16 protein-coding genes are annotated in these 16778 nt (G+C 56.8%); 8 read left to right on the top strand and 8 right to left on the bottom strand.

The window, feature by feature from the left end; translation table 11 throughout:
- Positions 1-86: 86 nt before the first annotated feature.
- From ybiO to trhO, 5 genes are all read right to left on the bottom strand, one after another.
- Complete coding sequence (gene ybiO / locus KO116_RS01685; protein WP_035555170.1) at positions 87-2474, bottom strand: mechanosensitive channel protein; 2388 nt, start codon at positions 2472-2474, stop codon at positions 87-89.
- 119 nt (positions 2475-2593) lie between these two features.
- Positions 2594-3025: a YqaA family protein gene (locus KO116_RS01680; protein ID WP_035555167.1), complete on the bottom strand. Its 432-nt coding sequence runs from the start codon at positions 3023-3025 to the stop codon at positions 2594-2596.
- A 16-nt stretch (positions 3026-3041) separates the two neighbouring features.
- Positions 3042-3863, bottom strand: coding sequence for an IclR family transcriptional regulator domain-containing protein (locus KO116_RS01675; protein WP_035555152.1), 822 nt, complete (start codon positions 3861-3863; stop codon positions 3042-3044).
- 179 nt (positions 3864-4042) lie between these two features.
- Positions 4043-4849 carry an enoyl-CoA hydratase gene (locus KO116_RS01670; protein WP_035555149.1) on the bottom strand — a complete coding sequence of 269 codons (807 nt, stop codon included), beginning with the start codon at positions 4847-4849 and terminating at the stop codon, positions 4043-4045.
- A gap of 59 nt (positions 4850-4908) precedes the next feature.
- The gene (trhO, locus tag KO116_RS01665; RefSeq protein WP_045812039.1) at positions 4909-5874 is read right to left on the bottom strand and encodes an oxygen-dependent tRNA uridine(34) hydroxylase TrhO; all 966 of its coding nucleotides are present in this window, start codon (positions 5872-5874) and stop codon (positions 4909-4911) included.
- A gap of 208 nt (positions 5875-6082) precedes the next feature.
- Here trhO and KO116_RS01660 point away from each other — a divergent pair, with 208 nt between their 5' ends.
- Positions 6083-6772 (top strand): pirin family protein, encoded by a 690-nt coding sequence (locus KO116_RS01660; RefSeq protein WP_035555147.1) that lies wholly within the window; start codon positions 6083-6085, stop codon positions 6770-6772.
- Between the two features lie 81 nt (positions 6773-6853).
- Here KO116_RS01660 and serA read toward each other — a convergent pair whose 3' ends face one another.
- Positions 6854-8098 (bottom strand): phosphoglycerate dehydrogenase, encoded by a 1245-nt coding sequence (gene serA, locus KO116_RS01655; protein WP_035555143.1) that lies wholly within the window; start codon positions 8096-8098, stop codon positions 6854-6856.
- A 249-nt stretch (positions 8099-8347) separates the two neighbouring features.
- Here serA and KO116_RS01650 point away from each other — a divergent pair, with 249 nt between their 5' ends.
- From KO116_RS01650 to KO116_RS01630, 5 genes are all read left to right on the top strand, one after another.
- Positions 8348-8638 (top strand): exodeoxyribonuclease VII small subunit, encoded by a 291-nt coding sequence (locus KO116_RS01650; RefSeq protein WP_035555140.1) that lies wholly within the window; start codon positions 8348-8350, stop codon positions 8636-8638.
- Positions 8632-9525 (top strand): farnesyl diphosphate synthase, encoded by an 894-nt coding sequence (locus KO116_RS01645; protein WP_035555137.1) that lies wholly within the window; start codon positions 8632-8634, stop codon positions 9523-9525. The genes KO116_RS01650 and KO116_RS01645 overlap by 7 nt, the downstream gene beginning before the upstream one ends.
- 2 nt (positions 9526-9527) lie before the next feature.
- Positions 9528-11453 carry a 1-deoxy-D-xylulose-5-phosphate synthase gene (gene dxs / locus KO116_RS01640; RefSeq protein WP_035555133.1) on the top strand — a complete coding sequence of 642 codons (1926 nt, stop codon included), beginning with the start codon at positions 9528-9530 and terminating at the stop codon, positions 11451-11453.
- A gap of 33 nt (positions 11454-11486) precedes the next feature.
- Positions 11487-12251, top strand: a complete 765-nt coding sequence (gene djlA, locus KO116_RS01635) for a co-chaperone DjlA (RefSeq protein ID WP_035555129.1) — start codon at positions 11487-11489, stop codon at positions 12249-12251.
- An 84-nt stretch (positions 12252-12335) separates the two neighbouring features.
- Positions 12336-12959, top strand: a complete 624-nt coding sequence (locus KO116_RS01630; protein WP_035555127.1) for a glutathione S-transferase family protein — start codon at positions 12336-12338, stop codon at positions 12957-12959.
- Here KO116_RS01630 and trhA read toward each other — a convergent pair.
- Together trhA and ribA are read right to left on the bottom strand one after the other, a co-directional pair.
- On the bottom strand, positions 12956-13651 hold the full coding sequence (trhA, locus tag KO116_RS01625) for a PAQR family membrane homeostasis protein TrhA (protein ID WP_035555124.1): 696 nt from the start codon (positions 13649-13651) through the stop codon (positions 12956-12958). The genes KO116_RS01630 and trhA overlap by 4 nt on opposite strands.
- 34 nt (positions 13652-13685) lie before the next feature.
- Positions 13686-14321: a GTP cyclohydrolase II gene (gene ribA, locus KO116_RS01620; protein WP_035555120.1), complete on the bottom strand. Its 636-nt coding sequence runs from the start codon at positions 14319-14321 to the stop codon at positions 13686-13688.
- 262 nt (positions 14322-14583) lie between these two features.
- On the opposite strand from ribA, the gene hemE reads away from it, so the two are divergent.
- Complete coding sequence (hemE, locus tag KO116_RS01615; RefSeq protein WP_035555117.1) at positions 14584-15699, top strand: uroporphyrinogen decarboxylase; 1116 nt, start codon at positions 14584-14586, stop codon at positions 15697-15699.
- Positions 15696-16562, top strand: a complete 867-nt coding sequence (gene speE, locus KO116_RS01610; protein ID WP_035555114.1) for a polyamine aminopropyltransferase — start codon at positions 15696-15698, stop codon at positions 16560-16562. The genes hemE and speE overlap by 4 nt, the downstream gene beginning before the upstream one ends.
- The last annotated feature ends 216 nt before the right edge of the window (positions 16563-16778 follow it).

Here is a 16778-nt window from a genome sequence, read left to right as displayed (position 1 = left end):
CAGCAGCTAACAACGAGCATCGTTAAAACGCAGTGAGGCCGCCCAAAGGCGGCCTCACTTATGCTTACGGTGTCGTCAATCACACACTACCTTTCATCGACGTCATCGTGGTCAGGCTTGAGGTGATCAGGTTCGCGGGTTTGCTGAACACTCGCCTGGCTCTCTTCCTGCACGATGGGCTTCTCTTCCACTTCCTTCTCTTTAGCGGTTGACTCCAAGACCCGCACATTGGCAGGTGGTGTCTTCCCATTTTTGGTCTCACCAAAGTAGAGCGTGGTATGCGGGAAGGGAATTTCAATACCCGCCTCATCGAAGCGCAACTTCACCAAGCGATTATAAGCGCGGCCAACACCCCACTGGTCGCCCGGCGTGGTTTTGATCACCACACGAATGTTCACGGAGCTATCCGCCAGGGCCACCACACCCGCCACGGTGAGGTCAGCGAGCAGCTTATTCCCGTGCTCTTCGCTGGCTTTAAGATCTTCAAAGGCCAATTGGAGCTGCTCAATAGCTTCGTCGATGCTCTCGTTATAGCCAATACCGTATTCGCCCACATGGTTGCCGTACTCACGCATGTAGTTGGAAACGGTGTCCACGCTTGAGAACGGCACGATGTGATAAGTACCAGACAAGTCGCGGATGCCGACCGAGCGGATGCTTAGCCGTTCGGCGGTACCTGTCACGCCACCTACCGTTACGACATCGCCAGTGTTCATGGCATTTTCAACCTGGATAAACACCCCGGTAATAACGTCTTGCACCAGCTTCTGCGCGCCAAAACCAATGGCCAGACCGAGTACACCAGCACCGGCAATCAGCGGACCGATATTGATACCGATTTCCGACAGCACGATCATGCCGGTAATCGTTACCATGGCGATTGCCAGCGCATTGCGGAACAGACTAAGCAGCGTTTTAGCCCGTGCTGAAGGTTCGCCGTAGCCGGTTTCCGGGTTGAGCTTATGCTCAATCAGGCTCGCCAGCCCCAGCCAAACCGCTAGCGCGACAATCAAAATCACCGCGACACCGACCAGATTGCCGACCAGATTGGCACCGCGTTCAGAGGCATACCAAGCGGCTAAATCAAACGCGCCCCAGGCGTTCAACACCATCATGATGACCACGATCAGAATGACGGTACGCAGCACACGCAACGCATTGGGAACGTAGCTATTCAGGCGCTTTTCAAGCAACGGCAGTTTGCGCCGCAGGTCGTCTGACAGCGTGATACGGCGGCCAATGGTCTGAGTAAGAAAGGACGACACCAACAGCCCAACGACAATCGCGGCCAATGACTTCAGGGTGGCGTACATCACAAACGGAAGCGCATCACCGGGGCGCGTCAGCGTCAATACAAACACAATCAAGAAATACAGCAGCGCGAACAGGTGCCAAGTGCGCGCAAATAGCTGCAGCGAGACGCGGCTGGCGGTTAAGGTTGATTTTGCCGCCATCTCATTGAGATTATCGCGCAGGCGGGTGCGGTTACGTACTACCACGACCACTGCATAGATAAACGCCAGCACCATTATCAGCGTGCCGACGGCCTGACCCAGCGAGGCTGCCACGTAAAAGTTAACCAGCGGCACTACCACCATCAGGCCGTAACCGACCATGCCGATCAAACGGGCTAACCAGCGGTTCCAATAGGACGCCTCCTGGGCTGAAATTGGCAGTAGCCGCAGCCCTTCGTAGCGCGACGAAAACAGCATCCGCACACCGGCTTTGAGCAGCTCGATGACCAGGAAGGCATTTAAGAATAGGGAGGCGCGGGTCGAAAGCTCTCCGGCTTCACCAATCGCAAAGGTAGCCAGCAGATTACCACCCACATAGGCCAAGCCCACAAGCAGCACATCGATGACCGCCGCAATCGCCACGCAGAAAACCAAGCGTAAAACGGGGGTTAAATTTTTGCCATTTAGCGACCAGCCGCTGATTTTGGTAAACAGCGGCTTCGCCAAGCGCCTGAAAATCATAAACATCGCAAATGTCGCGACAATCACAAGGCCCAGATTAATCGCCGCACTGGTGAACGCGGCCATGTCAAAGACACTATCAGCCTCTTGACCGGCTAATAGCCCACCTACAATGCTAACCACTTGCTCAAACTGCCCACCCACGTCACTAACCACACGACTGGTGAGTTCGGCTAGTTGGCGCGGCAACGAGACATCCTCCGGCGCTATCTCACTGCCTTGTGCAGCAGCTTCTGGCGAGAGTTCGGTGGCAATCCCCTCGGGCAGCGCTGAGGCTTGATGGCGCAACATCTCAATCAACTCTTGTCGCGACTGCTCATCTTCCAATAAATCGGCCAGCGCCTCATAAGACGTCGGTGCCGGGGCTTCTGATGATGCAGTGCCTTCGGCGCTGGCCGCTTCACTCGGCGTGCTTTGTGCCATTGCTGGTGTGGCCATGAAGGCAATCATTGCCAACAGCCAGACACCTAGCCAGGGTAATAAACGAAGTGGCTTCACACCTTAATCTCCTTTCGGGTGAGTATTCTTTTCAATCTAACGGCTGCTTACACTCTACACTGCCTGTGCAGCTTGTTAAAAAGTTGTACAGGGTAACATGCCTTAATTAACAACACGTTTCACAGGCATAGCGGTGCTAGCCAGTAGTGCGCAAGCAGTAATACCACAGCGTAGCGGGCGCCCTTAGCGATCACAATCCACGCCAGTGCCCGCCACCAGGGCAGCCGGAACACGCCGGCCAACACGGTAAGGGGGTCGCCAATAATCGGCGCCCATGAAATCAGTAGGCTTAGCTCCCCAAAGCGGTGATACCAACCCTCTGCACGCGCCAGGCTTCGTGGCGAGGCGGGAAACCAGCGGCGATCTTGAAACTGGCGGGCATAGCGGCCTAATGCAACGTTGATCATGCTGCCCAGGGTATTGCCGGTAGTGGCGAGTAGCCACAGCGCCAGCGGTGGTTCGCCCATACACCACAGCCGCGCCAGCCACACTTCCGACCCGCCGGGTAGCAGTGTGGCGCTGACCAAAGCGACAAAAAACAGGCTTAACATAACTCAGCGGCCCGCGTTAGCGTGGCACCTGCCCACCCAACTGTTGGGTGATTTCATCGGCCGTTTGGCGTACCAGTGCGCCCAGCGTTAACAGCCGCGCTTCAGGGATACGCGCCATGGGGCCTGAAACGGAAATCGCCGCCAGCGGGGTACTGTGTTCGTCAAAGATGCAGGCAGCGACGCAGTGCAGGCCGATCGCGTGCTCCTCACGGTCACAGGCAAAACCCTGAGCGCGAATTTGCTGGGTTTCCTCTTGCAGGGTCTCGGGCTGATAAAGCGTATTAGCGGTCACTCTGGCTAGCTCACGGCCATCCAGCAATTGAGCGCGCTCATCATCAGGCATCCGCGCCAGCAACGCTTTACCGACACCGGAGGCGTGCAACGGCGCGCGGGAACCTAGGCGGGTGATCATGCGCATCATCTGGGGAGATTCGTGCTGAGCTAGAAATACCGCCGTGGCCCCATCGCGAATCCCCAAATTAGCGGTCTCGCCGGTTTCAGCGGTTAAGCGGCGCAGAAAGGGGCGACTTGTGGCCACTACATCGCGGGCTTCAAGAAAGCTATTGCCGATACGGAAGGTTTTAACATCTATTCGCCATAGGCCCTGCTCGTTCTCCTGGGTCACAAACCCCTGGCTCTGCAAGGCTTGTAGCAAGCGGTGGGTGGTAGAGGGCGCCAATTCGGCCATCTCCGCCACTTCTGAAAGGGCCAACCCAAGCGGGCTGGCCGCAAGGTACTCCAGCAGCGTTAAGCCACGTACCAGCGACTGGCTATGGCCTCCGCTGGCTTTGGCGGTACTCGCCGGACGACCGACCGTCCTGCGTTTGGCTTCACTCACCTGGCTTTCTCCTAAAAGGCGCTCCTAAAAAGACGCTCCCAAAAGCGCCCCTACTACTGACTAAAAGCGCCCTTGCTGACGGCGCATTACCTGAAAACACAAAGGGCGTCAGGATAACGTGTCAACATGGCGATTGTCGCGTTTACGGAAACGAATTCCATTCATTCAATGACGTCATCTTAGCGGTGCCGCCACTGCGGTGGCCGTTTGGCGATAAACGCATCGATCCCTTCGCCCACATCCTCGGCCAACATATTGCAGGCCATGGTTTCTCCGGCGAAGGCGTAGGCTTCATCGAGCGGCATGGCAAGCTGGCGGGCAAACATGGCTTTTCCGGTACGCACCGCAACGGCGCTTTTAGCGCAGATACTGTCCGTCATCTGTTTAGTTGCCTCATCCAGCGCATCGTCCTCTGCCACGCGGTTAATCAAGCCCCACTCGGCCGCCTGCTCGGCGCTGATAAACTCCCCGGTAAGCAGCATCTCCATGGCGCGCTTACGGGCAACGTTTCGCGACAGCGCTACCGCCGGGGTAGAGCAAAAAAGCCCAACGTTGATACCGGAAACGGCAAAGCGGGCACTGCGCGCCGCCACCGCCAAGTCACAGCTCGCCACCAGTTGGCAGCCCGCGGCAGTGGCGATGCCCTGGACTTTAGCAATTACCGGCACGGGGAGATTCACAATGGCCTGCATGACCTCGCCACAGCGGGCAAATAGCGCCTGGTAGTAAGCTTTATCGGGGTTAGCGCGCATCTGCTTGAGATCATGACCAGCACAGAAGGCTTTGCCTTCGGCGGCAAGTACCACGCAGCGAACGCTGCTATCGTTGGCAATCTCGGTTAGCGCATCGTTAAGGGCTTGTAGCATGGCTTCCGAGAGCGCGTTAAAGCGCTCCGGTGTGCTCATTGTCAGCGTTGTTACGCCCTGCTGGTCAAGGCGCTGTAGAGGGGAAGCCGTTGACGATAGACCGTCAGAGGTGATGGGCATGGTGAACTCCTGGGGTTGAGTAACACTTTGCCCATCAGTCTAGCGCACACTCTTTTTTATCAGGCTTTTTTCATTAGGCGGGTATCACGGCCTAAGGGGTGCGGCTCGCCGCGTTGTTTGGCTAAGTCAATCTGGCGCTGGCGTTCACGGGCGGCGGCGCGGGTCTTTTCTGGCAGCGAATCGATGCAGTGAGGGCAACTAATCCCCGGCTCATAAGCGGAAGACTGCATATCCTCGGCGGAAATCGGCATGCGGCAGGCGTGGCACTGCTCAAACTCACCCTTGCTCAAATCGTGGCGAACCGTCACGCGGTTATCGAACACAAAACACTCACCTTTCCATAGCGACTGCTCTTGCGGGACTTTTTCCAGGTAGTTCAGCACGCCGCCTTTCAGGTGGTAGACCTCTTCAAAACCCTCTTTAAGCATAAAGCTGGAGGCTTTTTCACAGCGGATGCCGCCGGTGCAGAACATCGCCACTTTCTTGTGCTTTTCCGGGTCGTAGTGCTCGCGCACGTACTCGGGAAATTCGCGGAAGGTGGTGGTTTTCGGGTCTATCGCCCGCTCGAAGCTGCCAATGGCTACTTCGTAATCGTTGCGGGTATCGATCACCAGCACTTCGGGGTCGGCGATGATGTCGTTCCAGTTTTCCGGCTCGACGTAAGTGCCCACGGTGTCGTTGGGGTCGATATCCGGTACGCCGAGGGTGACGATCTCTTTTTTGAGCTTCACCTTGGTGCGGTAGAACGGCGTTTCGTCGCAATAGGACTCTTTGTGATCAATATCAGCTAAGCGTGGGTCAGCAGTCAGCCAAGCCAGCAATCCATCAATGCCCTCGCGGCTGCCCGCCACCGTGCCGTTAATACCCTCTTTAGCGAGTAGCAGGGTGCCCTTTACATCGTTATCGAGCATGGTTTGGCGCAGCGGCTCGCGCAGCGCTTCAAAGTCATTCAGGGTGACAAATTTGTACAGCGCTGCGACCACAATGGGCGGCACTGGGTTAGGCATAGCAATGGATACTGACATGTAAAACTCCAGGTAGTCACCCTCGCAAAGGGCGGACCGGGTTAGAAGAGGCGAGGATTTTACTCGAAAGCTAACCAAAAGTTTAGCGCTGGCAATCACATTTAATACATCGATTTATTCGACAGAAACGTACTGAAACCTTCACCCCACGCGACTTCAACGAGGCGTATATTGTCACTATTCCCTCACGCAACCTGCGGAGCACAGCATGATTATTCGTCGTTCAAACGAGCGCGGCTACGCCGACCACGGCTGGTTACGCTCATTCCATACCTTTTCGTTTGCCAACTACGTTGACCGCAACCATATGGGGTTTCGCGCTTTGCGCGTGATCAATGAAGATCGCGTAACCGGCGGCCATGGTTTTGGCGCCCACCCTCACCGGGATATGGAGATTATTTCCTACGTGCTGGAAGGTGAGATGGAGCACAAAGACAACATGGGCAACGGTGAGGTAATGCGCCCAGGCGATGTGCAGCGCATGTCAGCGGGCACCGGCGTGCTGCATAGCGAGTTCAACCACTCCAAGGAGAACGGGCTCCACTTCCTACAAATCTGGATTGAGCCAAAACAGCTCGGCATTAAACCCAGCTATGAGCAGAAGGCGTTTCCTACCGCCGAACGTCAGGGCCAGTGGCGGTTAGTCGCTTCTGAACAGGGTCGCGAAGGCTCAGTGAGTATTAATCAGGACCTCAATCTTTACGCCGGCTTGTTTAGCGCTGGCGAACAACCAACCGCACCACCTTCGCGCCACGCTTGGCTGCATGTGGTCAATGGTGAAATGGAGGTAAACGGGGAGACATTAAGCGCAGGCGACGCTGCCGCATTCCAACCGGATGAGACGATCAATCTCACCGGTAAGCAGGCAGGCGAAGTACTGCTGTTTGATCTAGCTTGATTAGTTGTTATTCGACGCTAACCAAAACGGCCCCAATTAAGGGGCCGTTTAGTTTCTGAATCAACGTTTTAGCTAACAGGATTAGCTATTTTGCGATGAGTAGAGCGCACGAATTTTCAGCGTGTGGTCTACCTCACGCAACGCTTCCAGCGCCTGAGGGCCGTAAGCTTTATCGACATCGATAACCACATAACCCACTTTCTCGTTGGTCTGCAGATACTGGCCCGAGATGTTGATGCCGTTTTCAGACAGTACCCGGTTAATTTGCGACAGCACGCCCGGCACGTTGTCGTGAATATGCAGCAAACGGTGCTTGTCCGGGTGAGCGGGCAGTGCCACTTCGGGGAAGTTAACCGACGTCACGGTGGTGCCGTTGTCGGAGTAAGTGATCAGTTTTTCCGACACTTCGATCCCAATGTTCTCCTGCGCTTCCAGAGTAGAACCACCGACGTGCGGGGTCAGAATCACGTTTTCCAAGCCGCGTAGTGGGCTCTGAAACTCTTCGTTGTTGCCTTTTGGCTCAACGGGGAATACGTCGATAGCGGCACCGTTTAGCTTGCCCGCTTTAATCGCATCCGCCAGCGGCTCGATTTCTACCACACTGCCGCGCGCGGCATTAATCAAGATCGCGCCTTGTTTCATGGCTGCGATCTCTTTCTCACCGATCATCCAGCGGGTAGAGGCCAGGTCAGGCACGTGCAGGCTGACCACATCGGCGCGCCCCAACAACTCTTCAAGGCTCGATACCTGGCTGGCATTACCCATGCCCAGCTTGGCAATCACATCGTAAAAAATAACGTTAAAGCCTAGCGACTCGGCTAACACAGAAAGCTGCGCACCGATGCTGCCGTAGCCCACTATGCCTAACGTTTTACCGCGCGCTTCGTGGGAGTTCTTGGCTGATTTCAACCAACCGCCCTGGTGGGCACGGGCGTTTTTCTCAGGAATACCGCGCAGCAGCATAATCGCTTCCGCCAGCACTAGCTCAGCCACCGAACGGGTATTGGAGTACGGCGCATTGAACACCGCGATACCACGGGTAAGGGCAGCGGTTAAATCGACCTGATTGGTGCCGATACAGAAACAGCCAACGCCGACCAGCTTCTCCGCCGCCTCGAACACGCGCTCAGTCAGCTGTGTGCGGGAACGGATGCCGATAAAGTGAACGTCGCGAATCTTTTCGATCAGCGCTTCTTCATCAAGCGATGTGGGCAGATGCTCGATATTTTCATAACCGGCGTTGTGAAAATTGTCCACCGCACTCTGGTGGACGCCCTCGAGTAGCAGGATCTTGATCTTGCTCTTGTCCAGGGACGTTTTGGCCATGGCTGAATCAACCTCTATGGTCGGCGGCATGCGCCGTGTATCGGTTCACGGGAGGCGCATATCGTAGCACAGACAGCCCCATTCACGCCGGGTCAAGATGATGAAAAGTCTGCGTGCTGACAATGAATGAACCGCAAGTCGTTACCAACAGCGTAGGTGGAAAGGCAGACGCCACCCCCTGGCGTCGGTGTATACTGTGGGCTTATTTCAGCTTATTTTAAAAACATACCGGTTGGCAGGCATACCCCAATGAGCGACACCACATCACCTCCGCAGGATTTCGCCGCGACGGTTGAACAACTCGAAACCATCGTTGAACGTCTTGAGTCAGGCGAGCTCTCATTGGAAGATGCGCTGACCGCGTTTGAACAGGGCGTGCGGCTAACCCGCGATGCCCAGCAGCGCCTGGATAGCGCCGAACTTAAAGTGCGGGCGCTAAGTGAAGACAGCGAAGGGCGCTTAAATGTAGCGCCCTTCGCTGGCCCCGACGACCCCAAGGATGTGGCCGAGGATGAAAGCAAGGAGACGCCCCCATGGTAGCCACGAAGCCTAGCCCGCTTGCCACCCTGCGCCACACCAGTAATGCCCGCGTAGACGCTACCCTCGCGGCACTGTTTGATAGTCGCCCGGCGGTAGCACCAAGGCTTGAGGCCGCCATGCGCCACGGATTGCTGGCAGGAGGCAAACGCCTGCGCCCCCTGTTGGTGTATATGGCTGGCCACGCACTGGGTGCAGAAGACAAAGCGCTAGACGCGCCCGCTGCCGCGATTGAGTTAATCCACGCTTACTCATTGATCCACGATGACCTACCGGCCATGGATGACGACGACTTGCGCCGCGGTCAGCCCACGGTGCATAAAGCCTTTGATGAAGCGAGCGCGATTCTCGCCGGCGATGCCCTGCAGTCGCTGGCGTTTGAAGTGCTGGCCAGCAACGCTCATCCACGGCTGGGCCATTTGGTGCACACCTTGGCTGCGGCCTCTGGCCGGGATGGCATGGTGGCCGGGCAGGCGCTGGATTTAGACGCCGTCGGCGGCCACCCGGATGTCGACGCTCTGGCCCATATGCACGCTCATAAAACCGGCGCCCTGATTGTCGCTGCAGTACGTATGGGCGGCCTGGTAGCCGTGGCGGATGATGACCCCCGTTTAAATGCGCTTACTCGCTACGCTCGCGCCATTGGACTAGCCTTTCAGATTCACGACGACATCCTGGATGTGACCGGCGATACCGTTACCCTAGGCAAAACGTCAGGCGCCGATGCCGCACGCGCGAAGCCTACCTACCCCAGCCTGCTGGGATTAGAGGGCGCTCAACGCAAAGCGCACAGCCTGATTGACGAGGCCATTGCCGCGCTCGCCCCACTGGGCGAACGTGCCGCACCGCTGGCCGACTTAGCCCACTATATGATCGAGCGCGACCACTAAAGATGCCCATGAAGCTGTTCGACGAAATCCCCCGCGAGCGCCCCACGACGCCGCTGCTCGACTCCTTTGATCATCCCGCCGCGCTGCGGGCCATGAATGCCTCCCAGCTCGCCCAACTGGCCGACGAGCTACGCGCCTACCTGCTCTATAGCGTGGGCGTTTCCGGCGGCCACTTTGGCGCGGGCCTTGGTGTGGTCGAGTTGAGCGTTGCCCTGCACCACGCCTTTAATACCCCCCATGACCGCTTAGTCTGGGACGTTGGCCACCAGGCTTATCCGCATAAAATCCTCACCGGCCGCCGCGAGACGATGCTCAGTATTCGCCAGCACGGTGGGCTGGCGGCGTTTCCTCGCCGCGCCGAGTCCGAGTACGACACTTTCGGTGTGGGCCACTCCAGCACATCGATTTCAGCGGCGCTGGGCATGGCGCTGGCAGCCAAAGCACAGGGCGATAAGCGACACGTATGTGCGATTATTGGCGACGGTGCGCTTACCGCGGGCATGGCCTTCGAAGCTCTGGCCCACGCGGGCCACGTGGATGCCAACCTGCTGGTGGTGCTAAACGACAACGAAATGTCGATTTCCGAGAATGTCGGCGGCATGGCGACCTACCTAGCCCGGGTGCTCTCCAGCAAGCCTTACCTGAAAATACGCGAAGAGAGCAAAAAAGTGCTTTCGCACCTGCCCGGCGCACTGGAACTTGCCCGACGCACCGAAGAGCATATGAAAGGCATGGTCAGCCCCGCCACGCTGTTTGAGGAGATGGGTTTTAACTACGTTGGCCCCATTGATGGTCACGACCTCAGCGCGCTAACCGATACGCTGGAAAACCTGCGCGACCTCGACGGCCCGCAGTTCCTGCATATCAAAACGGTAAAAGGTAAAGGTTTCTTGCCTGCCGAGGCCGACCAGATTGGCTATCACGCCATTACCAAGCTGGAAAAGCCCAGCACTGCTGCCAGTAACGGCGCCGCCAAGAAACCCATCATTAAACAAGCCGTCGCCAAGAAAAAATACTGCAATGTTTTCGGTGATTGGCTTTGCGATATGGCCGCCGCCGATTCGCGCTTAATGGGCATTACCCCCGCGATGCGCGAGGGCTCCGACCTGATTCGCTTCTCTAAAGAGTACCCACAACGCTATTTCGATGTAGCGATTGCCGAGCAGCACGCGGTAACGCTCGCAGCAGGTATGGCCTGCGAAGGCATGAAGCCAGTGGTGGCAATTTATTCCACCTTTCTACAACGCGGTTACGACCAGTTGATTCATGATGTGGCGGTGCAGAACCTGGACGTCACCTTTGCCATTGACCGTGCAGGCTTAGTCGGCGAAGACGGCCCCACGCACCACGGCAGCATGGATCTCTCCTTTCTGCGCTGTGTGCCCGGCATGGTGATTCTGGCCCCGGCGGATGAAGCCGAGTGCCGGGCTATGCTGAGTGCGGCCTATCACCACCCTGGCCCTGCCGCGGTGCGCTACCCCCGTGGCACCGGTCCAGGCGTAGCAATACCTACACACCTTGAGCCGCTGACCATCGGCAAAGCCGAGGTGCGCCGCCAGGCCGCCAACGACGGTGTGCGCATTGCGCTGCTCGCGTTTGGCAGTCTCAACAGCGCCGCAGCGGAAGTCGCCGAACGGCTCAATGCGACTCACATCAATATGCGCTCCATCAAACCGCTGGATCGCGATGCGCTGCTGCACGCCGCTGACGAGCACGAGCTGCTGGTGACCCTGGAAGAGAACGTGATTGCCGGTGGCGCGGGTAGTGCCGTGAATGAGCTACTCCACGCTGAAGGCGTCCAGGTGGAAGTGCTCAATCTCGGCCTGCCGGACGCTTTTGTGGAGCATGGCACGCCCGCGCAGCTGCTTGCCGACTGCCGACTGGATAACGATGGCATAGAGCGGGCTATTCGCGCTCGACTGCCATAAGCCATTATTTTTTAAATTACTTTTGAGACCCATATGCTATTTCTAATTATTATCTTCGCTTTGATTGGCCTTGCGTTTGGTGGCCCGGTGGGTCTCCTGATTGGCGGTGGCCTGGGCTGGTGGCTAGGCAAGCGCCTTAGCCGTCGTCTTAATATCGCCCGCATGCGCATCCAGGAAGGCTTTCTGGAGTCGATCTTCTCCGTGATGGGCTGTCTGTGCCAAGCCGACGGTAAAGTGACCGACGGCGAGTTGGACGTTGCCGAGAAACTGTTTGACCAGATGCACCTCCAGGGCGAGCAGCGCGCCAAAGCCCGCGCCGCCTTCGAGCGTGGCCGCGCCGATGATTTCAATTTGGACGCCGAACTGGCCAACGTTAACCGCCTCACCCAGCGCCAGCCGGTGCTGCGCCAAGTATTTATCCAGGTTCAGCTCTCGGCGATTGCTGCCGATGGCGTGCTTCACCCCGCCGAACACGAGATGATTCTGCGTGTCGCCCGCGGCGTCGGCTGCAGCGACGCTGAAGTTCAACAGATCGAAGCGATGCTCCACGGCGCCGCGGCTAACTCCCAAGGCGCCAGCGAAGAAGCACTGAAAGACGCTTACCGTGTATTAGGAGTTTCTGATGACGCCAGCGATGCCGAGATCAAGAAAGCTTATCGCCGCCTAATGAGTCAAAACCACCCGGATAAACTGGCCGGTAAAGGCCTGCCCGAAAGCATGCGCGACATCGCCCAAGCGCGTACCAGCGAAATCGGCAATGCCTACGAGCGAATCCGTACGGCGAGGGGCAGCGCCTAAAGGCAGCCTTATCAATAAGTGAATCGACAACGTTACTAACGCCCACTAGATTGAAGCATCGACTGTTTTCGTCAGGAGCACGCCATGATCACGCTATATAGCTTCCCCCAGTCGCGCTCGTTAAGAGTGGCGTGGACGCTTGAAGAGCTAGGCCTTGAGTACCAGTGCCAGCACGTGGCCTTGGATAAAGGCGAGGGCCAAACGGCCGCGCATTTGGCACGTCACCCGGATGGCAAGGTACCGGTCATTGAAGATGGCGATGTACACCTGTTTGAGTCGGCGCCTATTTGCCGCTATCTGGCCGAGACCTATGGCGATGGCACGCTGCTGCCCAGCGACCCCGCGGCCCGCGCCCAAGTTGATCAATGGCTCAGCTTTATCGTGACGGAAATTGAGCAGCCGCTGTGGAATCAGGCCAAGCATAAGTTTGCCTTGCCAGCAGACAAACGTGTTCCTGCTATTTTGCCGGTTTGTGCCTGGGAGTTTCAGCGTGCAGTCGGTGCCTTGGAGCGCCGTTATAACGGTCAGAAATATCTAGTAGGTAACACCTTTACCCTAGCGGATCTGTTTCTGACCCATACCCTTTCCTGGGCGGCCAGCATGAAGCATCGCTTACCCGAGCCGCTCTTTGCTTACCGCGAGCGTCATATCAAGCGCCCCGCCATGGCTAAAGCCGTCGCGCGTGAGAAAGCCGCCGCTGAGGGTTAAGCAGGCCTAACGGGGAGAACCGCGCTATAAATAGCAAAGTAGTGGCAGACGCTTCCCCCTATTACAAACAGATGCCAAATAGCGTGGTTATAGGGGATCGCACGCACGGCGTAGAAGATAACCCCGAGCGTGTAGATGATTCCTCCCGCGGCCAGCAGGGTAATACCGGTTGACGATAAATTAGCCGCCATCTCCTCTGCTGCGAGTAAAATCATCCAGCCCATCAGCAAATAAATCGTGACGCGCAATACCGCAAAGCGATGCGGCCAACATAGTTTGCAGACAATGCCCGCCAACGCGAGCGACCATACAGCAGTAAATAGCATCCACCCGGTGGGGCCGCGCATGTTCACCAATAAAAAAGGCGTGTAAGTACCCGCGATGAGGAGATAAATCGCACAGTGGTCAAGCAGTTGAAAACGCAGCTTCCAGCGCCGATGCGGAATGCCGTGATAAAGGGTCGAGGCGGTGTATAGCAGAACCAATGTAGTGCCGTAGAGGCTCAGGCTAACCACCTTCCATGGGTCGACATGGGCAGCGACGCTCGCAGCGATCAGCAGAACCACCATTCCCACAAGGCTGAGCACGGCTCCGATACCGTGAGTGATACTGTGCAGCCACTCTTCGGCAGCACTGAATTCACCCTGCTCTTCAGAAAAGACTTCACCCTGCTCATTACGTGCGGCTTTCATTCGGGTGGCTCCTAAAACCTATACCTCACTATTATCATCCCTTACGCTCAATATCCACATCGCTGGCGTGAGTGAAGTCATCCAGCGCCATTATATGACCAAGTTTGCCCGCTTTGGTGGCAAGGTACTGCTCGTTATGCGGGTTCAGACCGGTGGTGATCGGTAAGCGCTCCACCACGTTCACTCCATCGCGGGTGAGGGCATCCACTTTGCGCGGGTTATTGGTCATCAACCTTAGCGAGGTGATCCCCAAGTGATTGAGCATCGGTACGCATAGATCATAGCGGCGCATATCAGCACCAAAGCCGAGCTGCTCGTTGGCTTCGACGGTATCTGCACCTTGATCCTGAAGATGATAAGCGCGAATTTTGTTTAGCAACCCAATACCACGCCCCTCTTGGCGCAGGTAAAACAGCACGCCGCGGCCCTCTTCAGCAATGCGCTTAAGCGCTTCCTGCAACTGAAAACCACAGTCACAGCGCATGGAAAAGAGCGCATCGCCGGTCAAACATTCAGAATGTACCCGCCCCAGCACCGGTGCGTCGCCGGTCACATCACCCAACGTCAAGGCAATATGATCCTTGCCGGTGGCCTCATCTTCGAAGCCATGCATCGTAAAGGTTGCCCAGGGCGTGGGCAGTTGGGAAGCGGCAATAAAGCGAATGGTCACAGGTTACCTCGCTGATTGACCAAACCAGTTAACCACACCAGTGTTGGCAAAATGGGCAAGCATTCTAACAGGAAGCGGCGCCCGCCTCACGGTGGCAACGCGACTAAAATCGGCTCATTAGTGGAGAAAAATTGGCCGGATGCGACGATTTTTGCCACCGAGTACGCCGCCCTCGCGCTTATCTTCAAGTACAATTGCTCGCATATGATCCCCGATACGGTTTCGAATACGATGCGGGCAAATTTCCTAAGAGCAAGTGTCTATGACCACTACACCTTTACAAAATGATCGATTCCTTCGTGCACTAGCGCGCCAGCCCGTCGACCGCACCCCGGTGTGGATGATGCGTCAAGCGGGCCGCTACCTGCCGGAATACCGTGCCAGCCGGGCCGATGCAGGCAGCTTTATGGATCTGTGCCGTAATCATGACCTGGCCTGCGAAGTCACTATGCAGCCTTTAGAGCGCTATCCGCTGGATGCCGCCATTCTGTTTTCGGATATTTTAACCATTCCGGATGCCATGGGTCTGGGGCTCTATTTTGAAACCGGCGAAGGCCCTAAATTCCGTAAAACCGTGCGCACCCCGGAAGAAGTTGCAGCGCTCAGCGTACCCGACGCCGAGCGTGACTTGGATTACGTGATGCGTGCGGTGTCGACCATCCGCCGGGAGTTGAATGGCCGTATGCCGCTGATTGGTTTCTCCGGCAGCCCCTGGACACTGGCGACTTATATGGTCGAAGGCAGCTCCAGCAAGGACTTCCGTCACCTGAAAACCATGCTTTACGATACGCCAGATACCATGCACCAGCTGCTGGATACGCTAGCGCATGCGGTCACCGACTACTTAAATGCACAGATTCGCGCCGGTGCCCAGGCGGTGCAGATTTTTGATACCTGGGGCGGCGCGCTTTCGACCCCTGCGTATCTGGAGTTCTCGCTGCGCTACATGGAGCAGATCGTTTCCGGACTGATCCGTGAACACGATGGCCGTCGCGTGCCGGTGATTTTGTTTACCAAGAATGGCGGGCAGTGGCTTGAGCATATCGCCTGCGCCGGTGCCGATGCCCTGGGTATCGACTGGTCTACCGAGCTTTCCGATGCCCGCGCCCGCGTTGGCCATAAGGTCGCCCTGCAGGGCAATCTGGACCCTAACGTACTATTTGCGCGCCCCTCGGCTATCCGCGCTGAAGTGGCTCGCGTGCTGGAAAGCTACGGCCACGGCCCTGGCCATGTGTTTAACCTGGGCCACGGTATCAGCCAATTTACCAACCCGGATCACGTCACCGCCTTTATGGAGGCACTGCACGAGCTCAGCCCGCAATACCACCGGGATATCCCGACGCAACCCAAGACAGCGCAATCAGGAGCCAATTCATGAGCGATTTACGCGACGACCAGTGGTTTACCGAAGTCTTTGATAGCCACGGCAGCGCCTTCTCGCTGAAAATTTCTGAAAAGCTGCTGGATGTACAGAGCCAGTACCAGCATCTGGAAGTCTATGCTACCGAGACTTACGGCAACCTCCTGGTGCTGGACGGCTGTGTGATGCTGACTGATCGCGATAACTTCCTCTATCACGAGATGATCGCGCATCCAGCCCTGTTTACCCACCAAGACCCTAAGCGGGTGGTGATTATCGGTGGTGGCGACTGCGGCACGTTAAAAGAGGTGCTGCGCCACTCAGGCGTTGAGAAAGTTACCCAGATTGATATCGATGAAGAAGTGACGAAAGCCTCTGAGCGCTTCTTTCCATCATTGGTAGAATCAAATAATGATCCGCGCGCCGAGCTACTGTTCGCCGATGGCGTCAAGTGGGTGGACGATGCACCGGATGAGAGCATCGATGTGCTGATTATCGACTCTACCGACCCCGTCGGCCCCGCTGAAGGGTTGTTTAAAACCGATTTTCTCAAGCGCTGCCACCGCATTTTGAAAAGCGGCGGCGTGATGGTGCAGCAGAGCGAGTCACCGCTTTACCACACGGGTTCGATCATTCGTGAGTTACGCCACGATATGCTGAAAGCGGGTTTCGACAGCGTCGCGACCCTGCCCTTCCCACAGCCGGTTTACCCCTCAGGCTGGTGGAGCGTCACATTGGCGGGTAAAGCCACTGATGTGAATACGTTCCGTGAACAGGCAGCCGCCAGCCACGAACTGCCGCTTGAGTACTATAGCGTTGATGCCCATCGCGGTGCGCTCGCCCTGCCGCCGTTTATGCGCAAGGCATTCACGGCTGAATAAACACCCTTCACTGCTGCCTTTCTGCCACCGCCCACCCCAGCTTGCCCTATAAAAGTGCAAAGCAAGGTGGGTGGTAACATTTTTGCACCTAGACGTTCGTCTCGAATTCGTTGAGTAGCGTTGAAAAGCGCTGAATGTGCGCCTGTACCCTTGTTGGCATCTTCCTTGCTAGGTTTAGTTACATGCTACGGCATGCATGGCTATTTCAATGACAGA

This window comes from Halomonas sp. KO116 (assembly GCF_000734975.2).
In the GTDB taxonomy this organism is placed as follows: domain Bacteria; phylum Pseudomonadota; class Gammaproteobacteria; order Pseudomonadales; family Halomonadaceae; genus Vreelandella; species Vreelandella glaciei.
Note: the sequence above shows the minus strand (reverse complement) of the source record. Positions and strands in the feature narration are given on the sequence as shown.

What these genes read in the sequence shown, in the direction of transcription:
- speE (WP_035555114.1), top strand. Translation starts at nt 15,696, where the DNA reads ATGAGCGATTTACGCGACGACCAGTGGTTTACCGAAGTCTTTGATAGC.
- KO116_RS01630 (WP_035555127.1), top strand. Translation starts at nt 12,336, where the DNA reads ATGATCACGCTATATAGCTTCCCCCAGTCGCGCTCGTTAAGAGTGGCG.
- trhA (WP_035555124.1), bottom strand. Translation starts at nt 13,651, where the DNA reads ATGAAAGCCGCACGTAATGAGCAGGGTGAAGTCTTTTCTGAAGAGCAG.
- KO116_RS01650 (WP_035555140.1), top strand. Translation starts at nt 8,348, where the DNA reads ATGAGCGACACCACATCACCTCCGCAGGATTTCGCCGCGACGGTTGAA.
- KO116_RS01645 (WP_035555137.1), top strand. Translation starts at nt 8,632, where the DNA reads ATGGTAGCCACGAAGCCTAGCCCGCTTGCCACCCTGCGCCACACCAGT.
- trhO (WP_045812039.1), bottom strand. Translation starts at nt 5,874, where the DNA reads ATGTCAGTATCCATTGCTATGCCTAACCCAGTGCCGCCCATTGTGGTC.
- dxs (WP_035555133.1), top strand. Translation starts at nt 9,528, where the DNA reads ATGCCCATGAAGCTGTTCGACGAAATCCCCCGCGAGCGCCCCACGACG.
- KO116_RS01660 (WP_035555147.1), top strand. Translation starts at nt 6,083, where the DNA reads ATGATTATTCGTCGTTCAAACGAGCGCGGCTACGCCGACCACGGCTGG.
- KO116_RS01680 (WP_035555167.1), bottom strand. Translation starts at nt 3,025, where the DNA reads ATGTTAAGCCTGTTTTTTGTCGCTTTGGTCAGCGCCACACTGCTACCC.
- djlA (WP_035555129.1), top strand. Translation starts at nt 11,487, where the DNA reads ATGCTATTTCTAATTATTATCTTCGCTTTGATTGGCCTTGCGTTTGGT.
- hemE (WP_035555117.1), top strand. Translation starts at nt 14,584, where the DNA reads ATGACCACTACACCTTTACAAAATGATCGATTCCTTCGTGCACTAGCG.
- serA (WP_035555143.1), bottom strand. Translation starts at nt 8,098, where the DNA reads ATGGCCAAAACGTCCCTGGACAAGAGCAAGATCAAGATCCTGCTACTC.
- KO116_RS01670 (WP_035555149.1), bottom strand. Translation starts at nt 4,849, where the DNA reads ATGCCCATCACCTCTGACGGTCTATCGTCAACGGCTTCCCCTCTACAG.